Origin of the sequence: Actinokineospora sp. (genome assembly GCF_050699995.1) — a bacterium.
Taxonomy (GTDB): Bacteria; Actinomycetota; Actinomycetes; order Mycobacteriales; family Pseudonocardiaceae; genus Actinokineospora.
Window position 1 is genome coordinate 15536 of record NZ_JBOHGC010000066.1, and the last position, 16545, is coordinate 32080.

The following is a 16545-nucleotide window of genomic DNA, read 5'->3' on the forward strand; positions in this document are numbered from 1 at the left end:
CACCCCACAGCGGACAGTCCACCCTGGACGTTCCGGACCGTTGCTTCGCTTGGGAGACTTGACCTTTATCGGTACCGGAATCAGCTAGAACATCACGCCTCGCGACAAACGTGACAGGGGGTGATTGTTCCCGGGAACTGTCGGGATTGTCCGCGCGAACCAACATCGATTCAGTTCAGCCCCGCGAGCCCCGCGACCACCTCCACCAACCGAAGCGGGCGGACAGCCGCCATGACGTGGCGAACGTCGGTGAGCAACCGCAACACCCTGGCCTTGTCGGAGTAGTGCCGCCCGAACGCCTCAACCACCTCATCGTCACACGCCCGCCACCGCCCCGCCCCGATAAGGCTGAAGGGCCGCACCACGCCACCCTGAAGAGTGCGAGCGGACAACGGGCGAGCGGCGGCGGTCAGGGTGACGGAACCGGAACCCGCGGGGTGCCTGTCGGGGTGAGCGGACCCTCCGGTCACCCCAATGGGAGCACTGCTCGGCCCGCGGTCATGCCGACCAGGTAGTCCACGACAGCGACCAGGTCCCCGTCCGCGCCCGCCCGCCGCTGCCGCGCGGCCCCCGATCCCCCCGCCGTCAACTGATCCAGCCAGCCGGTCACGAGCCCCAGATCGGGACCAAGCGCGGCGGCGGCGTAGGCGACCGACTGCCGGACCAGGTCGGCCGCGGGAGCCAACCGACCAGTCAGCACGTCGAGCGCGTGGCCTTCCAGGCCGTCGCGGGCGGCGCGCCAGTACGCCGCTCGCAGGATCTCCGCGGGAATCCGGGGTCCTGGGTCGCCCCGCTCGACGAGTCGGAGGGCGGTGGCGGCCAGGGCGCGGACCAGGACGGCCAGCAGGGCGGTGTCGGTCGCGGTCAGCGGCGTGTCGGTGGCCCGGATCTCCAAGGTCGGCAGGTGCGCCGAGGGGCGGATGTCCCAGAAGATCGTGCCCTCGTCGACCAGCGCGCCCGCTGCCAGCAGGGCGCCGACGACGTCGTCGTAGTGCGCCTCCGAGGCGAAGAACGGGGGTGGACCGGCGACCGGCCAGCGGGCGCAGGTCAGGGTCCGCCAACTCGCGTAGCCGGTGTCGCGGCCCGCCCAGTACGGGGAGTTCGCGGTCAGCGCGATCAGGGTCGGCAGGTGCGGGCGGAGGTGGTTGCCGACCAGCAGGGCGCGCTCGCGGTCGGGCATCTCCACGTGCACGTGGGCCGCGCAGATGGTGACCTCGTCATGCAGGGCGCGGAAGGTCTCGTTGCCCCTGTCCTGACGCGGCCCCTCAGTCATCGCGGCGGGTGCGACGCTGCCCAGGATCGCGCTGCCGCTGGCGATGACGGCGAGCCCGGCGGCGGCGGCTGAGACCGCCAGGGTTTCGCGGCCCTCGCGGAGCTGGTCGTGCAGCCCGGCCGCGGTGACGCACGGCTCGGTCCGCACCTCCACCTGCATGTGCGTGATCTCCGGCGCCACCCGGTCACCGAGCGACGCCTTGGCCCGTCGAATGACCTCCGCCGCCCGTGGCACGACGGCGCGGGTCAGCGGATCGACGACGAGGAACTCCTCTTCCACGCCGAACGACAGGTCTGTGCGCATGGGATCCCCGATCGGGTCCGTCCATTATGGACTTTCAGGTGCGTGGTGGGGACCAGAGCGTCTCCATGGTCTCGTGACTGACCGGTTTGGCCAAGTCGCGACGCGCCGCGAACGCCATGTTCACGATGAGGCGACGGCCACCCGTGATCGGGTACACCCGGTGCAGCGTCGTGTCGGTGCGCATCAGGTAGAGGTCGCCCGGGGCCAACCCGAACGAGTGGATGGGGTTGGCGATGAACTGCTCGTGAATCCGCGGGTTGCCTTTGTCCCACAGCGTGTTCGGCACACACTGGACGAACCCGCCGAACTCCGGCGCCGGACAGTCGATCACCCAGACGAGGGCGAAGCTGTAGTCGTCCCAGTGCCAGCCATGCGTGTCGCCGGACTCGGTCAGCTCGGTGATCACGAACCGCTCGGGCTCATACGGGCAGGCCAGCACGTCCTCACCCGCGATGGCCGTGAGAGCGGCGCGCAGGTCAGGCCGGTCGTACACCGCGGGTACCACTGAGCCGTGGCGCACGATCTCGGCATATCGCACGTTGCGCATCCGGCGGGGCGTGCGATCGGTCTGCGCCATGGCGAACTCACGGCGGACGCCGTGCTCGTCGACCAGCAGGCGGGCCTCGTCGGCCACGGCCTGCTTGGTTCTCGTCGGCACCAGAGACGGGATTTTCACGAACCCGAGCCGATGGAATTCGGCGCCCGCCTTGACCAGGTCGGACACCGCGGAGAACCCCGTCGACATGCACGCCCCTTCGTCGCAGTCCCGCGGAGCGTATCGGGGCAGCGGGTTTCCGCCATCGGGCAAAGGGGTGATGTCCCTGTACCTTGGGGTGCAAGGGGAATCTCTCGATGGACAAGGAGGTCCGGGTCGTGAACGACATCCTGGACGAGGCCTACGACCGCTTGCACGGCACCGGCCCGGAGTGGGGCGACGAGTTGTCGAACCATGGCCCGATGGCCGCCGAGGTCCTGGTCCGACGCGGTCACGCCGACCTGGTCCCCCGCTGGCTCGACGCCTACATCACCAGGCTGGACGCACTGCCCGCGCCGACCGAGCGCATCACCGAGGCCAACTGGCGGTCGGCCCTGAGCGACTTCGGCCGCGTCGGCGACTGGGTCGGCTACTTCAAGGACCAGCTCCGCGAACACCCTTGGCGGGAAGTGCCGGCCGTCTGGTGGCCGCGGCTGCTGCCGGGAATCGTGGCGGGCGCGACCCACGGCGTGATCCGGGTGAGCCACGCCCTCCGGACACTGCTGGCGGGCGACGAAAGCCCGGCCGCCCTGACCGAACTCGCGCATGGGCTGGCGTGGTGGGCGGCCCGGTCGACCGGCGTGCCGGGGTTCACCGCGCCCGCGGGATCGCTGGGCTCGCATGAGGCGCTGGAGGCGATCCAGCGCATTCCGAGCCAGCAGGGGCAGGTGGCGGTCCGGTTCGGGCAGCTCGGGACCGAGTTCACGGGATCACTGGCGGCGCTGCGGCCCGCGGCGGACCCGGAGGACGCCCGGGCGCGGCTCACCGACCTGGTGACGGCGGCGACGCTGAAGTATCTGACGCATGGGCATGGGAGTCCGGTGTTGCTGGTGCACATGGCGACGGCACCGAACGCTGTGCTGAACGCGTTTCCGGCGCTGCCACGGGAGTTGTGGGCGCCGAGTCTGGGCGCCGCTTGGGCGGCGAGTGCGGCGCTTGTCGCGACCTATGCGCCGCCGGTCGGGGCCCCTCGGGAGTCCTTGCCGGTTGCTCCGGATGTGGCTGATCCGTCGGTGGAGGTGCTCGGCCGGGCCGCGGCGAACGGCGACGAGCATGTCATCAAGTTCGCCGATACCGCCGTTGAGGTGTATGCGCGGACTGGGGATCACGATGTGCTCGCCGCGGCTTTGCGGGTGGGGTTGTTGCTCGGCGGCTAGCCGCTCCCCCACCGAGGGCGACGGGCAGAACCCGTGGGGTTGGGTTCTGCCCGTCGCGTTCTCCTACACCGAGACCAGGTGGTCGGTCCGCTGCCTGATCTCCGGTGCGATGGCCAGTTGCACCACCGATGCGACCAGTGCCAATGCCGCCAATGCCGCCCACAGCACCGCGGGCCCGAAACTCAACAGCCAGATCCCGATCGCCGGTGAGATCAGGTTGCTCAGCGAGAACGCGAACCCATACACGCCCATGTACCGCCCACGCAGGTGCGCGGGCGCCAGGTTCGTCGCGATCGCGGCGCTCACGCCGGTCACCACGATCTCCCCGAGCGACCACACCACCACCGTCGCCGTGTAGCCCGCCGTCGATGAGACGAACATGGTCAGCCCGAAACCCACGCCCACCATCGTCATGCCCACCGCCGCGACCACACTGTGGTCGTGTTTGCCCAGCCAGTTCACCACCACCGGCTGCACAAGCACGACGACGACACCATTGGCCGCCAGCGCGATCCCATACGCCACAGGGGAAAGCCCGTCGGCCTTCATCGCCAGGGGCAGGGTGATCATCGACTGGTGGTAGACCACGGCGTACGCCAGCGTGATCAGGGTGAAGACCACCATCACCCGGTCGCTCAGCACCTCCCGGAACGAACCGGTCCGGGTCGAGTCGCGAGGTCGCTCGTGCGACGCGGGCACGGCGAACCACACGAGCAAACCGAAGGCCACGCAGGTGACCGCGTCGATCCAGAACAGCCACAGGATGCCGTTCCCGGCCAGCGCCCCACCGGTGAGCATGCCGCCGGTGAAGCCCAGGTTGACCGCCCAGAACAGCAGCGCGAACGCCCGCGTGCGGTCCTTGACCGGGATGATGTCGCCGACCAGGGCACTGGAGGCGGGCCGGTAGACCTCCATGGCCACGCCCAGCAGGAACATGCACGCGATGATCAGCGGCAGGCTGTCGCTGTAGGCCAGGGTCAGCATGATCGCCGCCGTGGCCAGCATTCCACCGGTGAGGGTGATCCGGCGGCCATAGCGGTCGGCCAAAGCGCCCGAGAGCAGCTGGGAGAAGAACGCGCCTGCGCCGAAGACGGTCAGGACCGCGCCCACCTCGGGCAGGGACAGGCCTCGGGAACCAGCCAGGTAGAAGGCGAAGAACGGCTGGACCATGGTGCCCAGGCGGTTGACCAGCGTGCCGCCCCACAGCACCCAGTAGGACCGGGGCAGCCCGCCGAACCGGTCGTGGACCGCCACCCCGAGCCTGCTCATGGCGTGTCCACCGTGATCGACACCGTGTCGGCGTACAGCTTCGCGAGCGGCTCGGCAGCCTCGTCGAGGGGCAGGTCGAACACGACCGACGCCGACCGGGCCTCCGAGTCGGTCTGCGGGCCGAGAACCTCGCCCTCCACCACGGTCACGAGCACCGCGTGGTCCTTCGCCGGCGCGTCGGGCGCCTGCGGGGTGAAGGCGGGCCAGCTGTCGTCGCGGGTCACCCAGGACACGGGGGCACCGGTGCTCGTGACGTCGCGCAGCGGGCCGAACGGGTGGTCGAGGTAGACCTGGCAGGCCCGCCGCCGCGGCGCCGGGTACGCCGTGGGCCGCCCCAGGGCGAGGTCGAGCATGGCGGGTTCGAGCGGCTCGCCGGTCGCCAACTCCCAGAGGAACGTGATCCCGTCGCCGGGCAGCCGGGTGGCGATCTCCATCATCACCGGGCCGTCGGCCGACAGCCGGAACTCGGCGTGCGAGATGCCGTCGCGGAAACCCAGCCGGCGCAGCACCTGGGCGTTCGCCTCGACCAGCGCGCGCTCGTCGGTGTCGGACAGTTCGGCGGGCGAGGTGTGGCCCATCTCGGTGAAGAAGATCCCGCCGGACTCGTTGGTGCGCTTGGCGGTCACCCCCGACCACAGCACTTTCCCGTTCTGCGTCAGGGCTTCGACGGAGAACTCGGGTCCGACCACTCGGCTCTCGACCAGCACGGTCTCGTCCTCGGGGTACGTCGCGAGCACGCCCGGCAGGTCCGCGGCCTTGTGGACCTGGCGGACACCGAGGCTGGAGAACCGGGCCACCGGCTTCACCACAACCGGGAACGTGATGTCCGACGCGAGGGGCGCGGTGCGATCGGCCGGGGTGATGACCTGGAATGCGGGTGAGAAGTCGGGAAGCGCGGTGCGCTGCAGCATCTTGTTGCGGCTGATCCGGCTCGACGCCGAGCCCGCGCCCGGCACGCCCAGGCAGTCGGCGACGACACCGACCGGCTCCACGAAGAAGTCCCCGATGCACAGCACGGCCTTGACGTCGTAGCGGCGCAGCCAGGGCTGGATGCCGGGCACGACGTAGTCCACCTTCGCGTCCTCGACCTCGACCACGTCGGCCAGCTTCGACAGCGGGTGCTCCGGGTCGGCGCGCAGTTCGGCGAGCCGGGCCGGGTCGGTGTACGGGGTGACGACCAGCAGCGGCGCGTACCCGCGGCGGTGCGCCTCGGTGATGAGCCTGGTCTGCCGGGCGACGATCACGAGGTCACCCATGAACAGGACGGCGGGCGGGCGTGGCGTGGCGTTCATAATTTCAGTCCTTTGTGTACGGTGTGCCGCTCGGTCGGGTACTCGAAACCGTCGTCGCCCGCGAGGACCGCCAGCACGCCGCGGGCCAGCGTGTCGTTCTGCCGGAACGACACCGCGTTGGACCGCGGGGTGGCGAACGCGGCGAAGTGGCGCACGTTGGTGAACGGGCCGATCGCGTATCGCCGCGGGTGCGGGCGGCCCGCCTTGTCCAGGACCCGGAAGTCCGCTGTGGACACCAGGAGCAGGCCGGAGCTGTGCTCGAACCCGTCCTCGTCGGCCAGCACGTCGTCGGTGGCCTCGCCGCTGTCGTAGAGCCCGCGCAGCAGCGGATCGGTCGTGGTGCTCAGGTCCGCGCTCGGCAGCCGGGCCTCCACCAGGGCGGTCGCCTCGACGCTGTCCGGCGTGCTCGCGCTGCCCGCGCGGAACACGCCGTGCTCCTCGTCGGTGTCGACCCACATGTCCGCGCCGAGGAAGCGCACCACGCCCGCCTCGGACAGGGCGAGCAGCTGGCGGCTGCGCTGGGCGGGCGGGCCGCTGGTGTAGTACTCGAAGAACCCCTGCCACCAGCCGTGCACGTCCTCCACCATCGACCGGGCGGAGAGCTTCTCGATGGCCCGCAGCTGACGCAGCTGCCGGTTGACCGAGAGCATGGCGGCGGTCGCGCCGAGGTCGGCGCTGTGGGTGAACTCGCTGCGGCGCCGGACATCGGCCTTGATCTCGGCGCGCACATGCGCCTGCACCTCGTCGAGACCGGCGAACCGCAGCCCGGCGAGCGGCCGGTCCACCGCCGCCAGGTCCAGCCGGTCGGCGGGTTCGGGCACCGCGGCCTCGACCAGTTCGCGCAGCGGCGGGCTGTCCCAGTCGTAGGCGGCGAACCCGGCGAAGAACTCGTCCCAGTCGCACGTCACGCGGTTCGGGTGCGCGGTGAACAGCTCGTGGTAGTAGCCCCAGCCGATCTCCTTGGCCATCAGCGGCCACAGGTCGGCCCGGAAGTCGAGGTGCTCGCGGTCGGCCAGCACCCGGTCGAGCGCGGCGGCGTCGAAGAACCACGGGAGCTGCGCGGGCCTGCCGACCAACCGGTACGCGATCTTGGCCCGGTACGGGACCCCGCGCCGCGACCCGACATAGAGGACCGGTTCGTCGCCGCACGGGACATACCGGAGCCTGCCTTGCTCGACCCGGTACTCGCCGCCGCGACCCTCGGTCAGCAACGCCATGACGTCGACAAAGGCCGCGCCGAAGCCACGCAGCACGACGTTCTCCCCCGCCATGAACCCGGAGAGGTCGGCGTCGGCGGTGTAGGCGCTGGGCAGATAGCGCAGGCCGTGCCGCTCGGCGAAACCGGCCACCCGCAGGTCTTCCTCACTCGGACCGGCCTCCTGGTGGCCGAGGGCGAGCACGACGACGTCCGCGTCGAGCGGTTCGGCCCGGTCGGCCAGCCACACCTGCTGGCGCGAGTCCTGGCCGCCCGTGAGCCGGATCGCCGTGGTCTCGTGCACGGTCACCGTGACGCCGTCCGGGCAGTCGGCCACGAGTTTGTCGAACACCCAGGACAGGTAGTGGCTCTGCACCTGCCTGCTGGCGAAGCTCATGCCGAGCACGTCCCAGTGCGTCCCGTCGGCCGCCGCCCACTCGCTCAGCGACGGCCCCGGCCGGATCGGCCCCGCGCAGCGCACGGTGTCGTCGGTGAACATGGTGACGTTGCCCGCCAACGCGTTCATCCACATCAGCGACGACTGCTCCTGGCGCCACACCCGGCCCCCGCCCGGCGGGAACGGGTCGATCAGGTCGATCCGCAGCGGCCGCGACAGCGGGATCTCCCCGACGTTGGCCAGCAGCCGTTCGAGGATGCCGGTCCCGCGCGGGCCCGCGCCGACGATGACCACGGTGTAGGGGTTCACGGTCATGTCCACTTCCGCTACCGGTCGAGCACGTAGCCGTCGTGCGGCCGGTGGTCACGGGAGCGGCGCAGGTCCGTGGCGACGAACGTGCGCTGCAGCCAGCGGTCGGCGCCGTCGTAGCGCGGCTGGAACGCGGTCCGGCCGTGCGCGGCCACCCGGTTGTCCACAATGGCCAGATCACCGGCGGCCAGCCGGACGACGGTCGCGGTGCGGTCGAACACCTGGGCCAGTTCCACCAGCGCGGCGGCGGCCCTGGGGGTCAGCGGGGTCGTCGCGGCCAGGTCGACCCGCATGTCGGGATCCTCCGGCGCGCCACGGAATACCGCGTGCGGGGCCGTCGCACCGCCACCCTGGCCGAACGACGGCGGCGGGTCGGTGACGAACTCCCGGCTGAACAGCGCCTGCCGGGTCTCCTCGCCCAGCAGCGCGAGCACCTGCCGCACGCACACGGTGCGCAGCCCCGCGACGCCGTCGTGGTCGGGGCGCAGGCACAGCAGCATGACGTAGTCCGGCCGGTGCTGGTGAAAGGCGTTCTCGTTGTGGAACGACAGCAGCACCGAGCCCGCGTTGCCCTGGAAGGTCTCCTTTCCGGGCACCGGGACGACGTCCTGCACCAGGGCCCCGGACTTCTCCGCCTGGAACGCGGCGGGTTCGCCGAGTTCGCACGCGGCGAGCATCAGCACCGCGGCCGGGACGGTGACGATCCGCTGGACCGAGCCGTTCACGTTCGGCGTCGGTGGCAGTGCGTCGCCGTCGACGGGCAGGCCGCGGATGAGCAGGGTGCCGGTCGGACCGGAGTCGCGCCGGAACCGCCGCAGGGTGCGCCGCAGCGCGGGCGGGAGCGCGACCCCGGCGTGCCGGACGGCGGCGACCCACTCGGGATCGTCGACCTGCTCGGTGCCCCACACGCACAGGTCGAGCGCGAGCTTGAGCACTTCGTCGGCGTCCGCGCGGGCCAGTGGCGGCGCGGGCGCGGGACTGACCGTGGTGACCGACATCAGCGCACCACCGCTCGCTCGAGTAAGGGAAGCGCGAACGCGGTGACCGTGTCGCCGTCGACGGTGAACCGGTGGCCGACACCGGCCGCCTCGGCGAGGTCGATCAGGATCGGCGCGGCCGCGGTGAGCAGGGTGCGCACCTCGAAGAAGAGGTCGCCGAGCCGCTCCTTGTCCACTGTGGACTCCGGTAGCGCCGCCGCGGCGCGGCCGAGCCGGGCGAGTTGGTCCACGATGAGCGTGCCTGCCCGGGTCAGGCTGTATGACTCCGACTCGTAGCAGGTGCGGAACCGGGCGAGGACGATCCGCGCCCGTTCCTTGGCCGCCGTCGAGACCGGGAGCGGCACGCTGTCGAGTCCGGCCCCGGCCACCGACGCGCCGAGCAGGCCCGCCAGCCGGTTCCACGGGTCGACCAGCCGGTCGCCGGTGACCTTGGCCAGGGCGTCGCGGCCGAAGTTCGTCTGCTGGTGCTCGGGTGCGCTGACCGCGAGATAGAACCGGATCAGGTCGCGGGAGACCTCGGTGAGCAAGTCCTTGCTGTGCACGACATGGCCGAGGCTGGTGGAGAACTTCTCGTTCTCCAGCTCGTAGAACTCGTTGGAGATGATCGCCTCCGGCAGCACGTAGCGGCCTTCGTGCGCCATGAGCAGTGCCACGTGGGTCAGTCCCCAGAAGTAGACGTTGTCGAAGCCGATGAAGTAGATGACCTCGGCGTCGTGCTCGGCGCGCCACAGTTCGTCGTCGGCCGCGTGGGTCTCGCCGAGCTGCTCGGCGGCGTACCCGGTGCAGTACATGACCGCTGGGATTCCCTCCACCCAGGCGTTGAGGACCTGGCCGGGGGTCTCGGGGAACGGAGCGGGGATGCCCCAGCTGATCGGGTAGGTGATCGGGAAGTCCGGCAGCGGTCGAGAAAGGACCTCGCGCACCAGTTGGACGGTGTGCGGGCGCAGGCGGGACTCACGCTGCCGGTAGTACTCGGTCAGCTCCTCGCGGTACTCCTCCATGGGCAGCACCAGGATCTCGGCCTCGCGTGCGGTGACAGCGTCTTCCGGGTCCACAGTGGACCTGGGATTGAGGAGTTCGTCGAAGTTGTTCGGGTGCCCGCAGCTCTCGCACAGCCCACCGCGGCTGCGCACCAGGCAGACCGGGCAGTCACCGCAGACCAGCCCCTCGACCAGGAACTCGCCGGTCCGCTCGGAGTACGGCAGCGCGACGGTGCGCAGCCGGAACTTTCCCTTGGCGTGCAACGCGTTGACGAAGTCGAGCACGGACGCGCGGTAGCGGTCGTCGTAGGGGGCGAAGCCGTCGAGGGACATGCCCATGTCGAGCAGCGTCCGCCGGATCTGCTGCCAGGACCGGCCGCTGAGCTCCTCCGGCGTGAGCCCGTTGCGGCGGGCACTGGCGAGCACATAGGTCTGGCTGTCGTCGGTCCCGGTGGAGAACACGACCTCGCGGCCGACGGAACGCAGGTAGCGGGCGTGGACGTCGGCGGCGAGGAACGGGCCCGCCAGATGGCCGACGTGCAGGTCGCCGTTGGAGGTGGGTGGAGTGTCGATGACGAGGGCGCGGCGGGCGCGGACCGCGGTCATGGGTCAGCCCTCGCTCTCGTGCCTGCCGGCGAACGTCGCGGACATCGGAAGGTCCCACCACACCGTGTACATCTCGAACTCCTCGGCGGTCTCATTGATCACTTGGTGCTCGACGAAAGGCGGGAAGTGGACGATGTCCCCCGCGGTGAAAGTGGTGCGCTCGCCCGCGGACTCCAGCACGGCCGTGCCGGACACCGCGATGAAGATCTCGTACTCGTGGTGGGCGTGGCGCACCGACGCGGCGCCCGGTTTTATGACGCACCAGGCGCCCTCGAACGGCGCGTTGACCGCCGTCCACGGCATCAGTCGCTGCGAGTGGTTGTTGTCGGGCCCCAGCCGGTCCCGGTCGAGCCTGCGGATCTCCACGACGTCTCCTTCCGGACTCAGCTGGCGGGAACGGGTGCCTTGCGGGAGGCGGGCTCCGGCGCGGGGGCGGCCCGGTGGGCGAGGATGTCGGCGGTGATGTCGGCGGCCCGCACCGCGAGGACGCTCAGCAGCGAGTCGCTGATGCCGTGCGTGGCCTCGTTGACGCCCTGCAGGTAACAGGCGCCGATCGCGGGGCCGGTGCGCAGCCGGTAGTTCCTGGTCACCTCGGTTCGGCCCAGCCCCAGGGAGTTCGCCAGGCCGCGGACGAGCGCCGGGGTCTGGCGAACGAAGCCGGTGCCCAGCAGGACCAGGTCGCAGCGGAACTCCTCGACCGCGCCGGTGCGGCGGTCAGTCAGTTCCAGCACGACCTCGTCGTCCTCCTCGAAGGCGGCGGTCACCTCGGTCATCGTGCGCACACGGAGCCTGCCCTCGCCGCTGAGCCGGTCGAGGTAGAGCGACCGGTACACCTTGTCCAGCAGCTCCGGGGCGAGGCCCGAGTAGTTGGTGATGTGCATTTCCCGCAGGATCTGCGCGCGCGCGTCCGACTGGGCGGTGAAGAAGTCGTCCACCGCGGACGGGTAGTACCACTCGTTGGTGAACTTGCTGTTCTCATAGGTCTTCAGGCCGATCGAGCGCATCAGCAGCGTCGGCTTGCAGCCGGGGAGGTCGCCCTGCACGGCGTCGAACATCTCGGCCGCGCTCTGCGCCCCGCCGACCACCGCGACCCGGTAGCGGGCCTCCTTGTCGAGGCCGCCGATCCGCGGCAGGTAGTCGGTGCTGTGGATGACCCGGGATCCCGGCAGCGTGACGAATTCGGCGGGCACGTATGGGTCCCGGCCCGCGCCGACGACGAGGTAGCGGCTGCGGATGGCCGAGCCGTCGGCCAGCCGGGTCAGCCACCCGGTCACGGTCCCGCCCGCGTCGCGGCACGGTTCGACACCGACACACCGGCGGCCGTATTCCAGCCGCACCTTCTCCAGTGAATCGGCGGCCCACTGGAAGTAGTCGGAGATCTCGGCTCGGTAGGGCCAGAAGCTGCTCATGTTGATGAATTCGCTGAGCCTGCCGACCGAGTGCAGGTAGTTGACGAACGAGAACCGGCTGCGCGGGTCGCGCAAGGTCACCAGGTCCTTCAGGAAGGACACCTGGCTTTGCGCGCCGGGCAGCAGCATCCCGCGCTGCCAGGACACGGTGTCCGCCTGTTCGATCACCAGCGAGTTCTCCGCCAGGTCGTCGGGCGCGAGTTCGTCGACGGCGACGGCGAGCGCCAGGTTCGCGGGCCCCGCGCCGATGGCGAGCAGTTCCACGTCCCGGATCGCGGCGCTCATCGGGACGGCCCGTCCGTCGGGAAGGCGAGCCACGAGAAGTTCCCCATTTATCCCTCTCCCTGTCCGCACGACTGGTCACCGATAGCCCGCGCCCACCGGCGGAACTTCTTCTCTTTTGCGGGTGATCGCCATCCTGAGGGCGCGCCGACGGCCGTCGCATCTTCGTCCGTGCGGTGCGGGACCACTCGTCAAGTCCGCACGCTGGAAGAATCCACAGTGGAATCTCCCCGGTACTGTCGCCCTCGCAATTGGACGCTCGAAGGGGAGGCGCCGTGACCGTCACCGTGTGGTTCGACCCCAGCTGCCCGTTCACCTGGCGCACGTCGCGCTGGGTCAAGGACGTCGCCGCACGCCGCGACGAGAAGGTGAGCTGGCGGTTCCTGAGCCTGGCGATCCTCAATGAGGGCAAGGACATTCCGGACAACTACCGGCAGGCGCACCTGCGTGCCCGGGCCGCCCTGCGGGTCCTCACCGCGACCGACGAGCACCACGGGCAGGACGCCGTCGACCGCCTCTACACCGCGATCGGCAAACGGGTGCACGACGAGGACGAGCGTCTCACCACCGACGTGCTCGTCGCGGCGCTGGCCGAGGCGGACCTGCCCGAGAACCTCATCGAGGCCGTCGACGAAACCGAGTTCGACCGGATCGTGCGCGAGAGCCACGACGCGGGCCAGGCCAGGGTCGGCACCGAGACCGGCAGCCCGGTGATCGCCGTCGACGACGGACCGGGGTTCTTCGGTCCCGTGGTGTCGTCGGTGCCCGGACCGGAGGCCGCCGACCAGCTGTTCGACGCGATGCGCCTGCTGTCCGGCGTCCGGGAGTTCAGCGAAGTCAAGCGCGCCCGCGAACCGTTGTCATAGCGGGGAAGAGACGATGTCCGGGTATTACGAGTACAAGCTCACGGTCAGCACCGGTGAGGCCACCCTGGTGGGCCATGTGCATTTCGTGGACTATCTGCGCTGGCAGGGCCGGTGCCGGGAGTTGTTCCTCGAAGCGGAGGTTCCCGCGCTGCCGGCGGACGGCGTGCGCCTGCACGCGCTGAAAGCGGAGTGCGAGTACTTCACGGAGATCAAGGCGCACGACGAGTTGTCGGTGCGAATGCGGCTCGAGGAGATCACCCGGACGCAGATCCAGTTCACCTTCGACTACGTGAAGACCCGCGACGGCAAGGAGGTCCTCGCCGCCCGGGGCAGGCAGCGAGTCGCCTGCTTCCGCGGTGTCGAGGGGGAGGCGGTCGTGTCCACCGTCCCGGACTACCTGCGCGAGGCGCTGCTTCCCTACGCGGAGACACCGATCCCGGCCGCCACAACCCGTTCCGCCTGACGGCCCGATGGGCTCAGACCCGAGCCGGGCGCAGCACCGCGACCGTGGTGGCGAAAGCGGCCACCAGAAGACCCGCCGCCACGCCGAAGGCGACTCGGTAGCCGTCGGTCAGGGCGACCGCCTCGCCCGCGCCCGCGGCCAACCCGTCCCGCGTGTGGGCGGCGGCCAGGGTGGACAGGACCGCGACGCCCAGGGCCATGCCGATCTGCTGGGTGGTGTTGAACAGGCCCGACGCCAGACCCGCGTCGTCCGCCTTCGCGCCGGACATGCCCAGCGCGGTCAGGGCCGGGAGCACGAGACCGCCGCCTGCGATGAGCACCATCACCGGAAGCACATCGGTCACGTAGTCGGCGTGGACCGGGATGTCGACGAGCAGGACCATCGCCGCGACCAGCAGAGCGAGGCCTGCCAGCAGGACGGCGCGCTCGCCGAAACGGGTGTTGAGCCGGGCCGAGACGAACAGGGCCACCCCGCCGATCGACACCGCCGCCGGGAGCATCGCCAGACCGGTGTCGAGCGCGCCGTAGCCGAGGACTTTCTGCAGGTACAGCGCGATCGTGATCTGGAAGGCGAACATCGCGGCCAGGGTCAGGATCTGGACCACGTTGGCGCCGGTGACGACCCGGGAGCGGAAGATCCGCAGCGGCATCAGCGGGGTCTCGGTGGTCGCCTGGCGGACGACGAAACCTGCCAGCAGGGCCAGGGACAGCGCGCCGAAGCCGAGGGTGTGCGCGGCCGTCGCGCCGTACTCCTCGATCTTCACCACGGTGTAGATGCCGAGCATCAGCCCGCTGGTCACCAGCGCCGCGCCGAGCACGTCCGCCCCGGCTGCGAGTCCGGCCCCGCGGCCGCCCGGCAGCACGCGGGCCGCGAGCGCCATGGTCGCCAGCCCGATGGGCAGGTTGATGAAGAAGATCCAGTGCCAGCTGAGCGCGTCGGTGAGCACGCCGCCGAGGACCTGGCCGATCGACGCGCCCGCCGCGCCGGTGAAGCTGAAGACGCCGATCGCCTTGGCCCGCTCCCCCGGCTCGGTGAACAAGGTGACCAGGATGCCGAGGACCACCGCCGAGGACATCGCGCTGCCCACGCCCTGCAGGAACCGGGCGGCGATCAGCGTGCCGGGGTCGCCCGCGAGGCCCGCGAGCAGCGACGCCGCGGTGAAGACGCCGACCCCCGCCAGGAACATCGACTTGCGGCCGAGGAGGTCGCCGAGCCTGCCCGCGAGGAGCAGGAGACCGCCGAAGGCGATCAGGTAGGCGTTGACCGTCCAGCTCAGCCCCGCGGCGGTGAAGCCGAGTTCGGCCTGGATGGCGGGCATCGCGACGGTGACGATGCTGCCGTCGAGGATCGTCATGAGCATCGCCGTCGAGAGCACGGTCAGCGCGAGTCCGCGCGATCGGGACGGGGTCTGTCGGAGGGTGTTCGTCATGCCGGTCTCCTGTTCGTGGATCACAGGAAGAACCGTAGCAGATAGTTCTGTTGCAGACGATCTCTTTCGGGCTTACTTGTTGCTCTGCCGGGCTCGGCGGGCGGGCTGAGACGTCTCCGCCGGGGTCGCCAAATGGCCGGTGACCAGCGCGTTCATGACCCGAAGGAACACCCCACGGTCTCTGTCGGGCACTGCGTCGAGCACCGCCTTGTGCACGCCGTCGACGATCCGCTGGCTTTGCCTGGCCACCTCGGCGCCCTTCTCCGTGACCGCGATGACGCGCGCCCGGCGGTCGGTCGCCGAGGGTTTGCGCTCGGCGAGCCCGGCCGCTTCGAGCGCGTCGACCGTGACGACCATCGTGGTCTTGTCCATGTCGCCGATCTCGGCGAGCTGGATCTGCGTGCGCTCCTGCTCCAAGGCGTGGACGAGCACGCAGTGCATCCGCGCGGTCAGCCCGATCTCGGCGAGCGCGGCGGCCATCCGGGTCCGCAGCACATGACTGGAGTGGTCGAGCAGGAACGACAGATCCGGTTCGGCGCGGGTGGGACTCAAGGCCGTCATGCCCCCAGCGTACAACCAGGTCCGTCGCGGATTATCCGCAAAGAATCATGGGAACCGACGGAATGCTGACAAAAGAATTGACGGCACCACGCCGCCGGTGACAACGACGGCACCCCCAGGTTTCCGGGGCATTGCCACGTTCGACAGCCGCCCCTTACCGTCCGCCAGACATTTCCGAGATTCGCATTCTTCGCTGACCGAATCGCGGGCGAACAAAGGCCGGCACCGCCGCCGGCCGTAAAGGAGCAGTCGTGCCCAGTGTCGCCACCGCAACCACGCTGACCAGCCAGCTCACCACTTGGGCAACACTCGACCCGCACGGCGCGGCGGTGGCTTTCCTCGACTTCGACACCGCGGCCAACGGCAGCCAGATCTCCCTGACCTGGCTGGAACTCGACCGGCGGGTGGCCGCCGTCGCGGTTTCGCTGAGCACCCAGGTGAGCCGCGGCGAGCCGGTCGCGGTCCTGGTGGACCAGTCCCTGGACTACGTCGTGGCGTTCCTCGCCGTGCTGCGCGCGGGCGCGGTTGCCGTCCCGCTCGTCGAACCGGACAGCCTCGCGCGCACGTCGAGCGGCAAGATCGCCCGATCCACCTGCCGGGCCCGCTATCTGGCCGAGTGACCGCCCGCCGAATTGGTGGGAATGGATTAGGTATACGTAGCGGTGGACCACCGCGATCGGCAATGAAACACGGCCATCGGCGGCGACCTCTCATTAGCCGGTTCGACCCTACGGATATGGGCGAATACTCCAGCTTACCGGCATTTCCGTGGGCGGGCGCCGACCGGTAATTCACAGCGGACCGTGAATAAGAGCCGATTCGCTTTCCAGCCGCGGCCGAGGTCCCGCTGCGTAACTTCCTTGCCGGAACCCCCTGCAATTGGAAGGACATCGCCATGTCCCCGATTTCCAAAGTCCCCCGGGCCGTCCTGGTCTCCGTCACCTCGCTCGCGCTGACCCTGGGCGCCGCGACGGCGGTGGTCGCGTCGGCCGATCCCCGGCC

General features: G+C 70.2%; 16 protein-coding genes. 4 read left to right on the forward strand and 12 right to left on the reverse strand.

The window, feature by feature from the left end:
* Window positions 1–170: 170 nt before the first annotated feature.
* The 3 genes from ACRDSQ_RS04065 to ACRDSQ_RS04075 form a co-directional block, all read right to left on the reverse strand.
* Window positions 171–308, reverse strand: coding sequence for a hypothetical protein (locus tag ACRDSQ_RS04065; protein ID WP_431418866.1), 138 nt, complete (start codon window positions 306–308; stop codon window positions 171–173).
* Window positions 309–466: 158 nt separating this feature from the next.
* Window positions 467–1576 (reverse strand): carboxylate-amine ligase, encoded by a 1110-nt coding sequence (locus ACRDSQ_RS04070; protein WP_431418869.1) that lies wholly within the window; start codon window positions 1574–1576, stop codon window positions 467–469.
* 34 nt (window positions 1577–1610) lie between these two features.
* Complete coding sequence (locus tag ACRDSQ_RS04075; RefSeq protein WP_431418872.1) at window positions 1611–2321, reverse strand: HalD/BesD family halogenase; 711 nt, start codon at window positions 2319–2321, stop codon at window positions 1611–1613.
* A gap of 128 nt (window positions 2322–2449) precedes the next feature.
* Here ACRDSQ_RS04075 and ACRDSQ_RS04080 point away from each other — a divergent pair, with 128 nt between their 5' ends.
* The gene (locus ACRDSQ_RS04080) at window positions 2450–3487 is read left to right on the forward strand and encodes a hypothetical protein (RefSeq protein ID WP_431418873.1); all 1038 of its coding nucleotides are present in this window, start codon (window positions 2450–2452) and stop codon (window positions 3485–3487) included.
* A 63-nt stretch (window positions 3488–3550) separates the two neighbouring features.
* On the opposite strand, the gene ACRDSQ_RS04085 is transcribed toward ACRDSQ_RS04080, so the two are convergent.
* The 7 genes from ACRDSQ_RS04085 to ACRDSQ_RS04115 are packed head-to-tail and all read right to left on the reverse strand — an operon-like array spanning window position 3551 to window position 12227.
* Window positions 3551–4756: an MDR family MFS transporter gene (locus ACRDSQ_RS04085; protein ID WP_431418876.1), complete on the reverse strand. Its 1206-nt coding sequence runs from the start codon at window positions 4754–4756 to the stop codon at window positions 3551–3553.
* Window positions 4753–6048, reverse strand: a complete 1296-nt coding sequence (locus tag ACRDSQ_RS04090; protein ID WP_431418878.1) for an ATP-grasp domain-containing protein — start codon at window positions 6046–6048, stop codon at window positions 4753–4755. Before ACRDSQ_RS04090 ends, ACRDSQ_RS04085 begins: the two co-directional genes overlap by 4 nt.
* Window positions 6045–7955: an FAD/NAD(P)-binding protein gene (locus ACRDSQ_RS04095; protein ID WP_431418879.1), complete on the reverse strand. Its 1911-nt coding sequence runs from the start codon at window positions 7953–7955 to the stop codon at window positions 6045–6047. Before ACRDSQ_RS04095 ends, ACRDSQ_RS04090 begins: the two co-directional genes overlap by 4 nt.
* Before the next feature lie 11 nt (window positions 7956–7966).
* Complete coding sequence (locus tag ACRDSQ_RS04100) at window positions 7967–8947, reverse strand: TauD/TfdA family dioxygenase (RefSeq protein WP_431418881.1); 981 nt, start codon at window positions 8945–8947, stop codon at window positions 7967–7969.
* Window positions 8947–10533: a class I tRNA ligase family protein gene (locus ACRDSQ_RS04105; RefSeq protein WP_431418883.1), complete on the reverse strand. Its 1587-nt coding sequence runs from the start codon at window positions 10531–10533 to the stop codon at window positions 8947–8949. Before ACRDSQ_RS04105 ends, ACRDSQ_RS04100 begins: the two co-directional genes overlap by 1 nt.
* Before the next feature lie 3 nt (window positions 10534–10536).
* Window positions 10537–10899: a cupin domain-containing protein gene (locus tag ACRDSQ_RS04110; protein ID WP_431418886.1), complete on the reverse strand. Its 363-nt coding sequence runs from the start codon at window positions 10897–10899 to the stop codon at window positions 10537–10539.
* Window positions 10900–10916: 17 nt separating this feature from the next.
* Complete coding sequence (locus ACRDSQ_RS04115) at window positions 10917–12227, reverse strand: lysine N(6)-hydroxylase/L-ornithine N(5)-oxygenase family protein (protein ID WP_431418887.1); 1311 nt, start codon at window positions 12225–12227, stop codon at window positions 10917–10919.
* A 272-nt stretch (window positions 12228–12499) separates the two neighbouring features.
* On the opposite strand from ACRDSQ_RS04115, the gene ACRDSQ_RS04120 reads away from it, so the two are divergent.
* Both ACRDSQ_RS04120 and ACRDSQ_RS04125 read left to right on the forward strand, forming a co-directional pair.
* Entirely contained in the window at window positions 12500–13090 is a 591-nt protein-coding gene (locus ACRDSQ_RS04120) for a DsbA family protein (RefSeq protein ID WP_431418890.1), read from the forward strand.
* Between the two features lie 13 nt (window positions 13091–13103).
* Window positions 13104–13553 (forward strand): acyl-CoA thioesterase, encoded by a 450-nt coding sequence (locus ACRDSQ_RS04125; RefSeq protein WP_431418892.1) that lies wholly within the window; start codon window positions 13104–13106, stop codon window positions 13551–13553.
* A 13-nt stretch (window positions 13554–13566) separates the two neighbouring features.
* On the opposite strand, the gene ACRDSQ_RS04130 is transcribed toward ACRDSQ_RS04125, so the two are convergent.
* Together ACRDSQ_RS04130 and ACRDSQ_RS04135 are read right to left on the reverse strand one after the other, a co-directional pair.
* Window positions 13567–14982 (reverse strand): MFS transporter, encoded by a 1416-nt coding sequence (locus ACRDSQ_RS04130; protein ID WP_431418894.1) that lies wholly within the window; start codon window positions 14980–14982, stop codon window positions 13567–13569.
* 72 nt (window positions 14983–15054) lie between these two features.
* Window positions 15055–15543, reverse strand: a complete 489-nt coding sequence (locus ACRDSQ_RS04135) for a MarR family winged helix-turn-helix transcriptional regulator (protein WP_431418895.1) — start codon at window positions 15541–15543, stop codon at window positions 15055–15057.
* A 251-nt stretch (window positions 15544–15794) separates the two neighbouring features.
* Here ACRDSQ_RS04135 and ACRDSQ_RS04140 point away from each other — a divergent pair, with 251 nt between their 5' ends.
* Window positions 15795–16163, forward strand: coding sequence for an AMP-binding protein (locus ACRDSQ_RS04140; RefSeq protein WP_431418897.1), 369 nt, complete (start codon window positions 15795–15797; stop codon window positions 16161–16163).
* The last annotated feature ends 382 nt before the right edge of the window (window positions 16164–16545 follow it).

Coding starts and splice junctions, on each gene's coding strand:
- ACRDSQ_RS04090 (WP_431418878.1), bottom strand. CDS start 6,048: ATGAACGCCACGCCACGCCCGCCCGCCGTCCTGTTCATGGGTGACCTC.
- ACRDSQ_RS04105 (WP_431418883.1), bottom strand. CDS start 10,533: ATGACCGCGGTCCGCGCCCGCCGCGCCCTCGTCATCGACACTCCACCC.
- ACRDSQ_RS04135 (WP_431418895.1), bottom strand. CDS start 15,543: ATGACGGCCTTGAGTCCCACCCGCGCCGAACCGGATCTGTCGTTCCTG.
- ACRDSQ_RS04125 (WP_431418892.1), top strand. CDS start 13,104: ATGTCCGGGTATTACGAGTACAAGCTCACGGTCAGCACCGGTGAGGCC.
- ACRDSQ_RS04085 (WP_431418876.1), bottom strand. CDS start 4,756: ATGAGCAGGCTCGGGGTGGCGGTCCACGACCGGTTCGGCGGGCTGCCC.
- ACRDSQ_RS04095 (WP_431418879.1), bottom strand. CDS start 7,955: ATGACCGTGAACCCCTACACCGTGGTCATCGTCGGCGCGGGCCCGCGC.
- ACRDSQ_RS04075 (WP_431418872.1), bottom strand. CDS start 2,321: ATGTCGACGGGGTTCTCCGCGGTGTCCGACCTGGTCAAGGCGGGCGCC.
- ACRDSQ_RS04115 (WP_431418887.1), bottom strand. CDS start 12,227: ATGAGCGCCGCGATCCGGGACGTGGAACTGCTCGCCATCGGCGCGGGG.
- ACRDSQ_RS04130 (WP_431418894.1), bottom strand. CDS start 14,982: ATGACGAACACCCTCCGACAGACCCCGTCCCGATCGCGCGGACTCGCG.
- ACRDSQ_RS04070 (WP_431418869.1), bottom strand. CDS start 1,576: ATGCGCACAGACCTGTCGTTCGGCGTGGAAGAGGAGTTCCTCGTCGTC.
- ACRDSQ_RS04100 (WP_431418881.1), bottom strand. CDS start 8,947: ATGTCGGTCACCACGGTCAGTCCCGCGCCCGCGCCGCCACTGGCCCGC.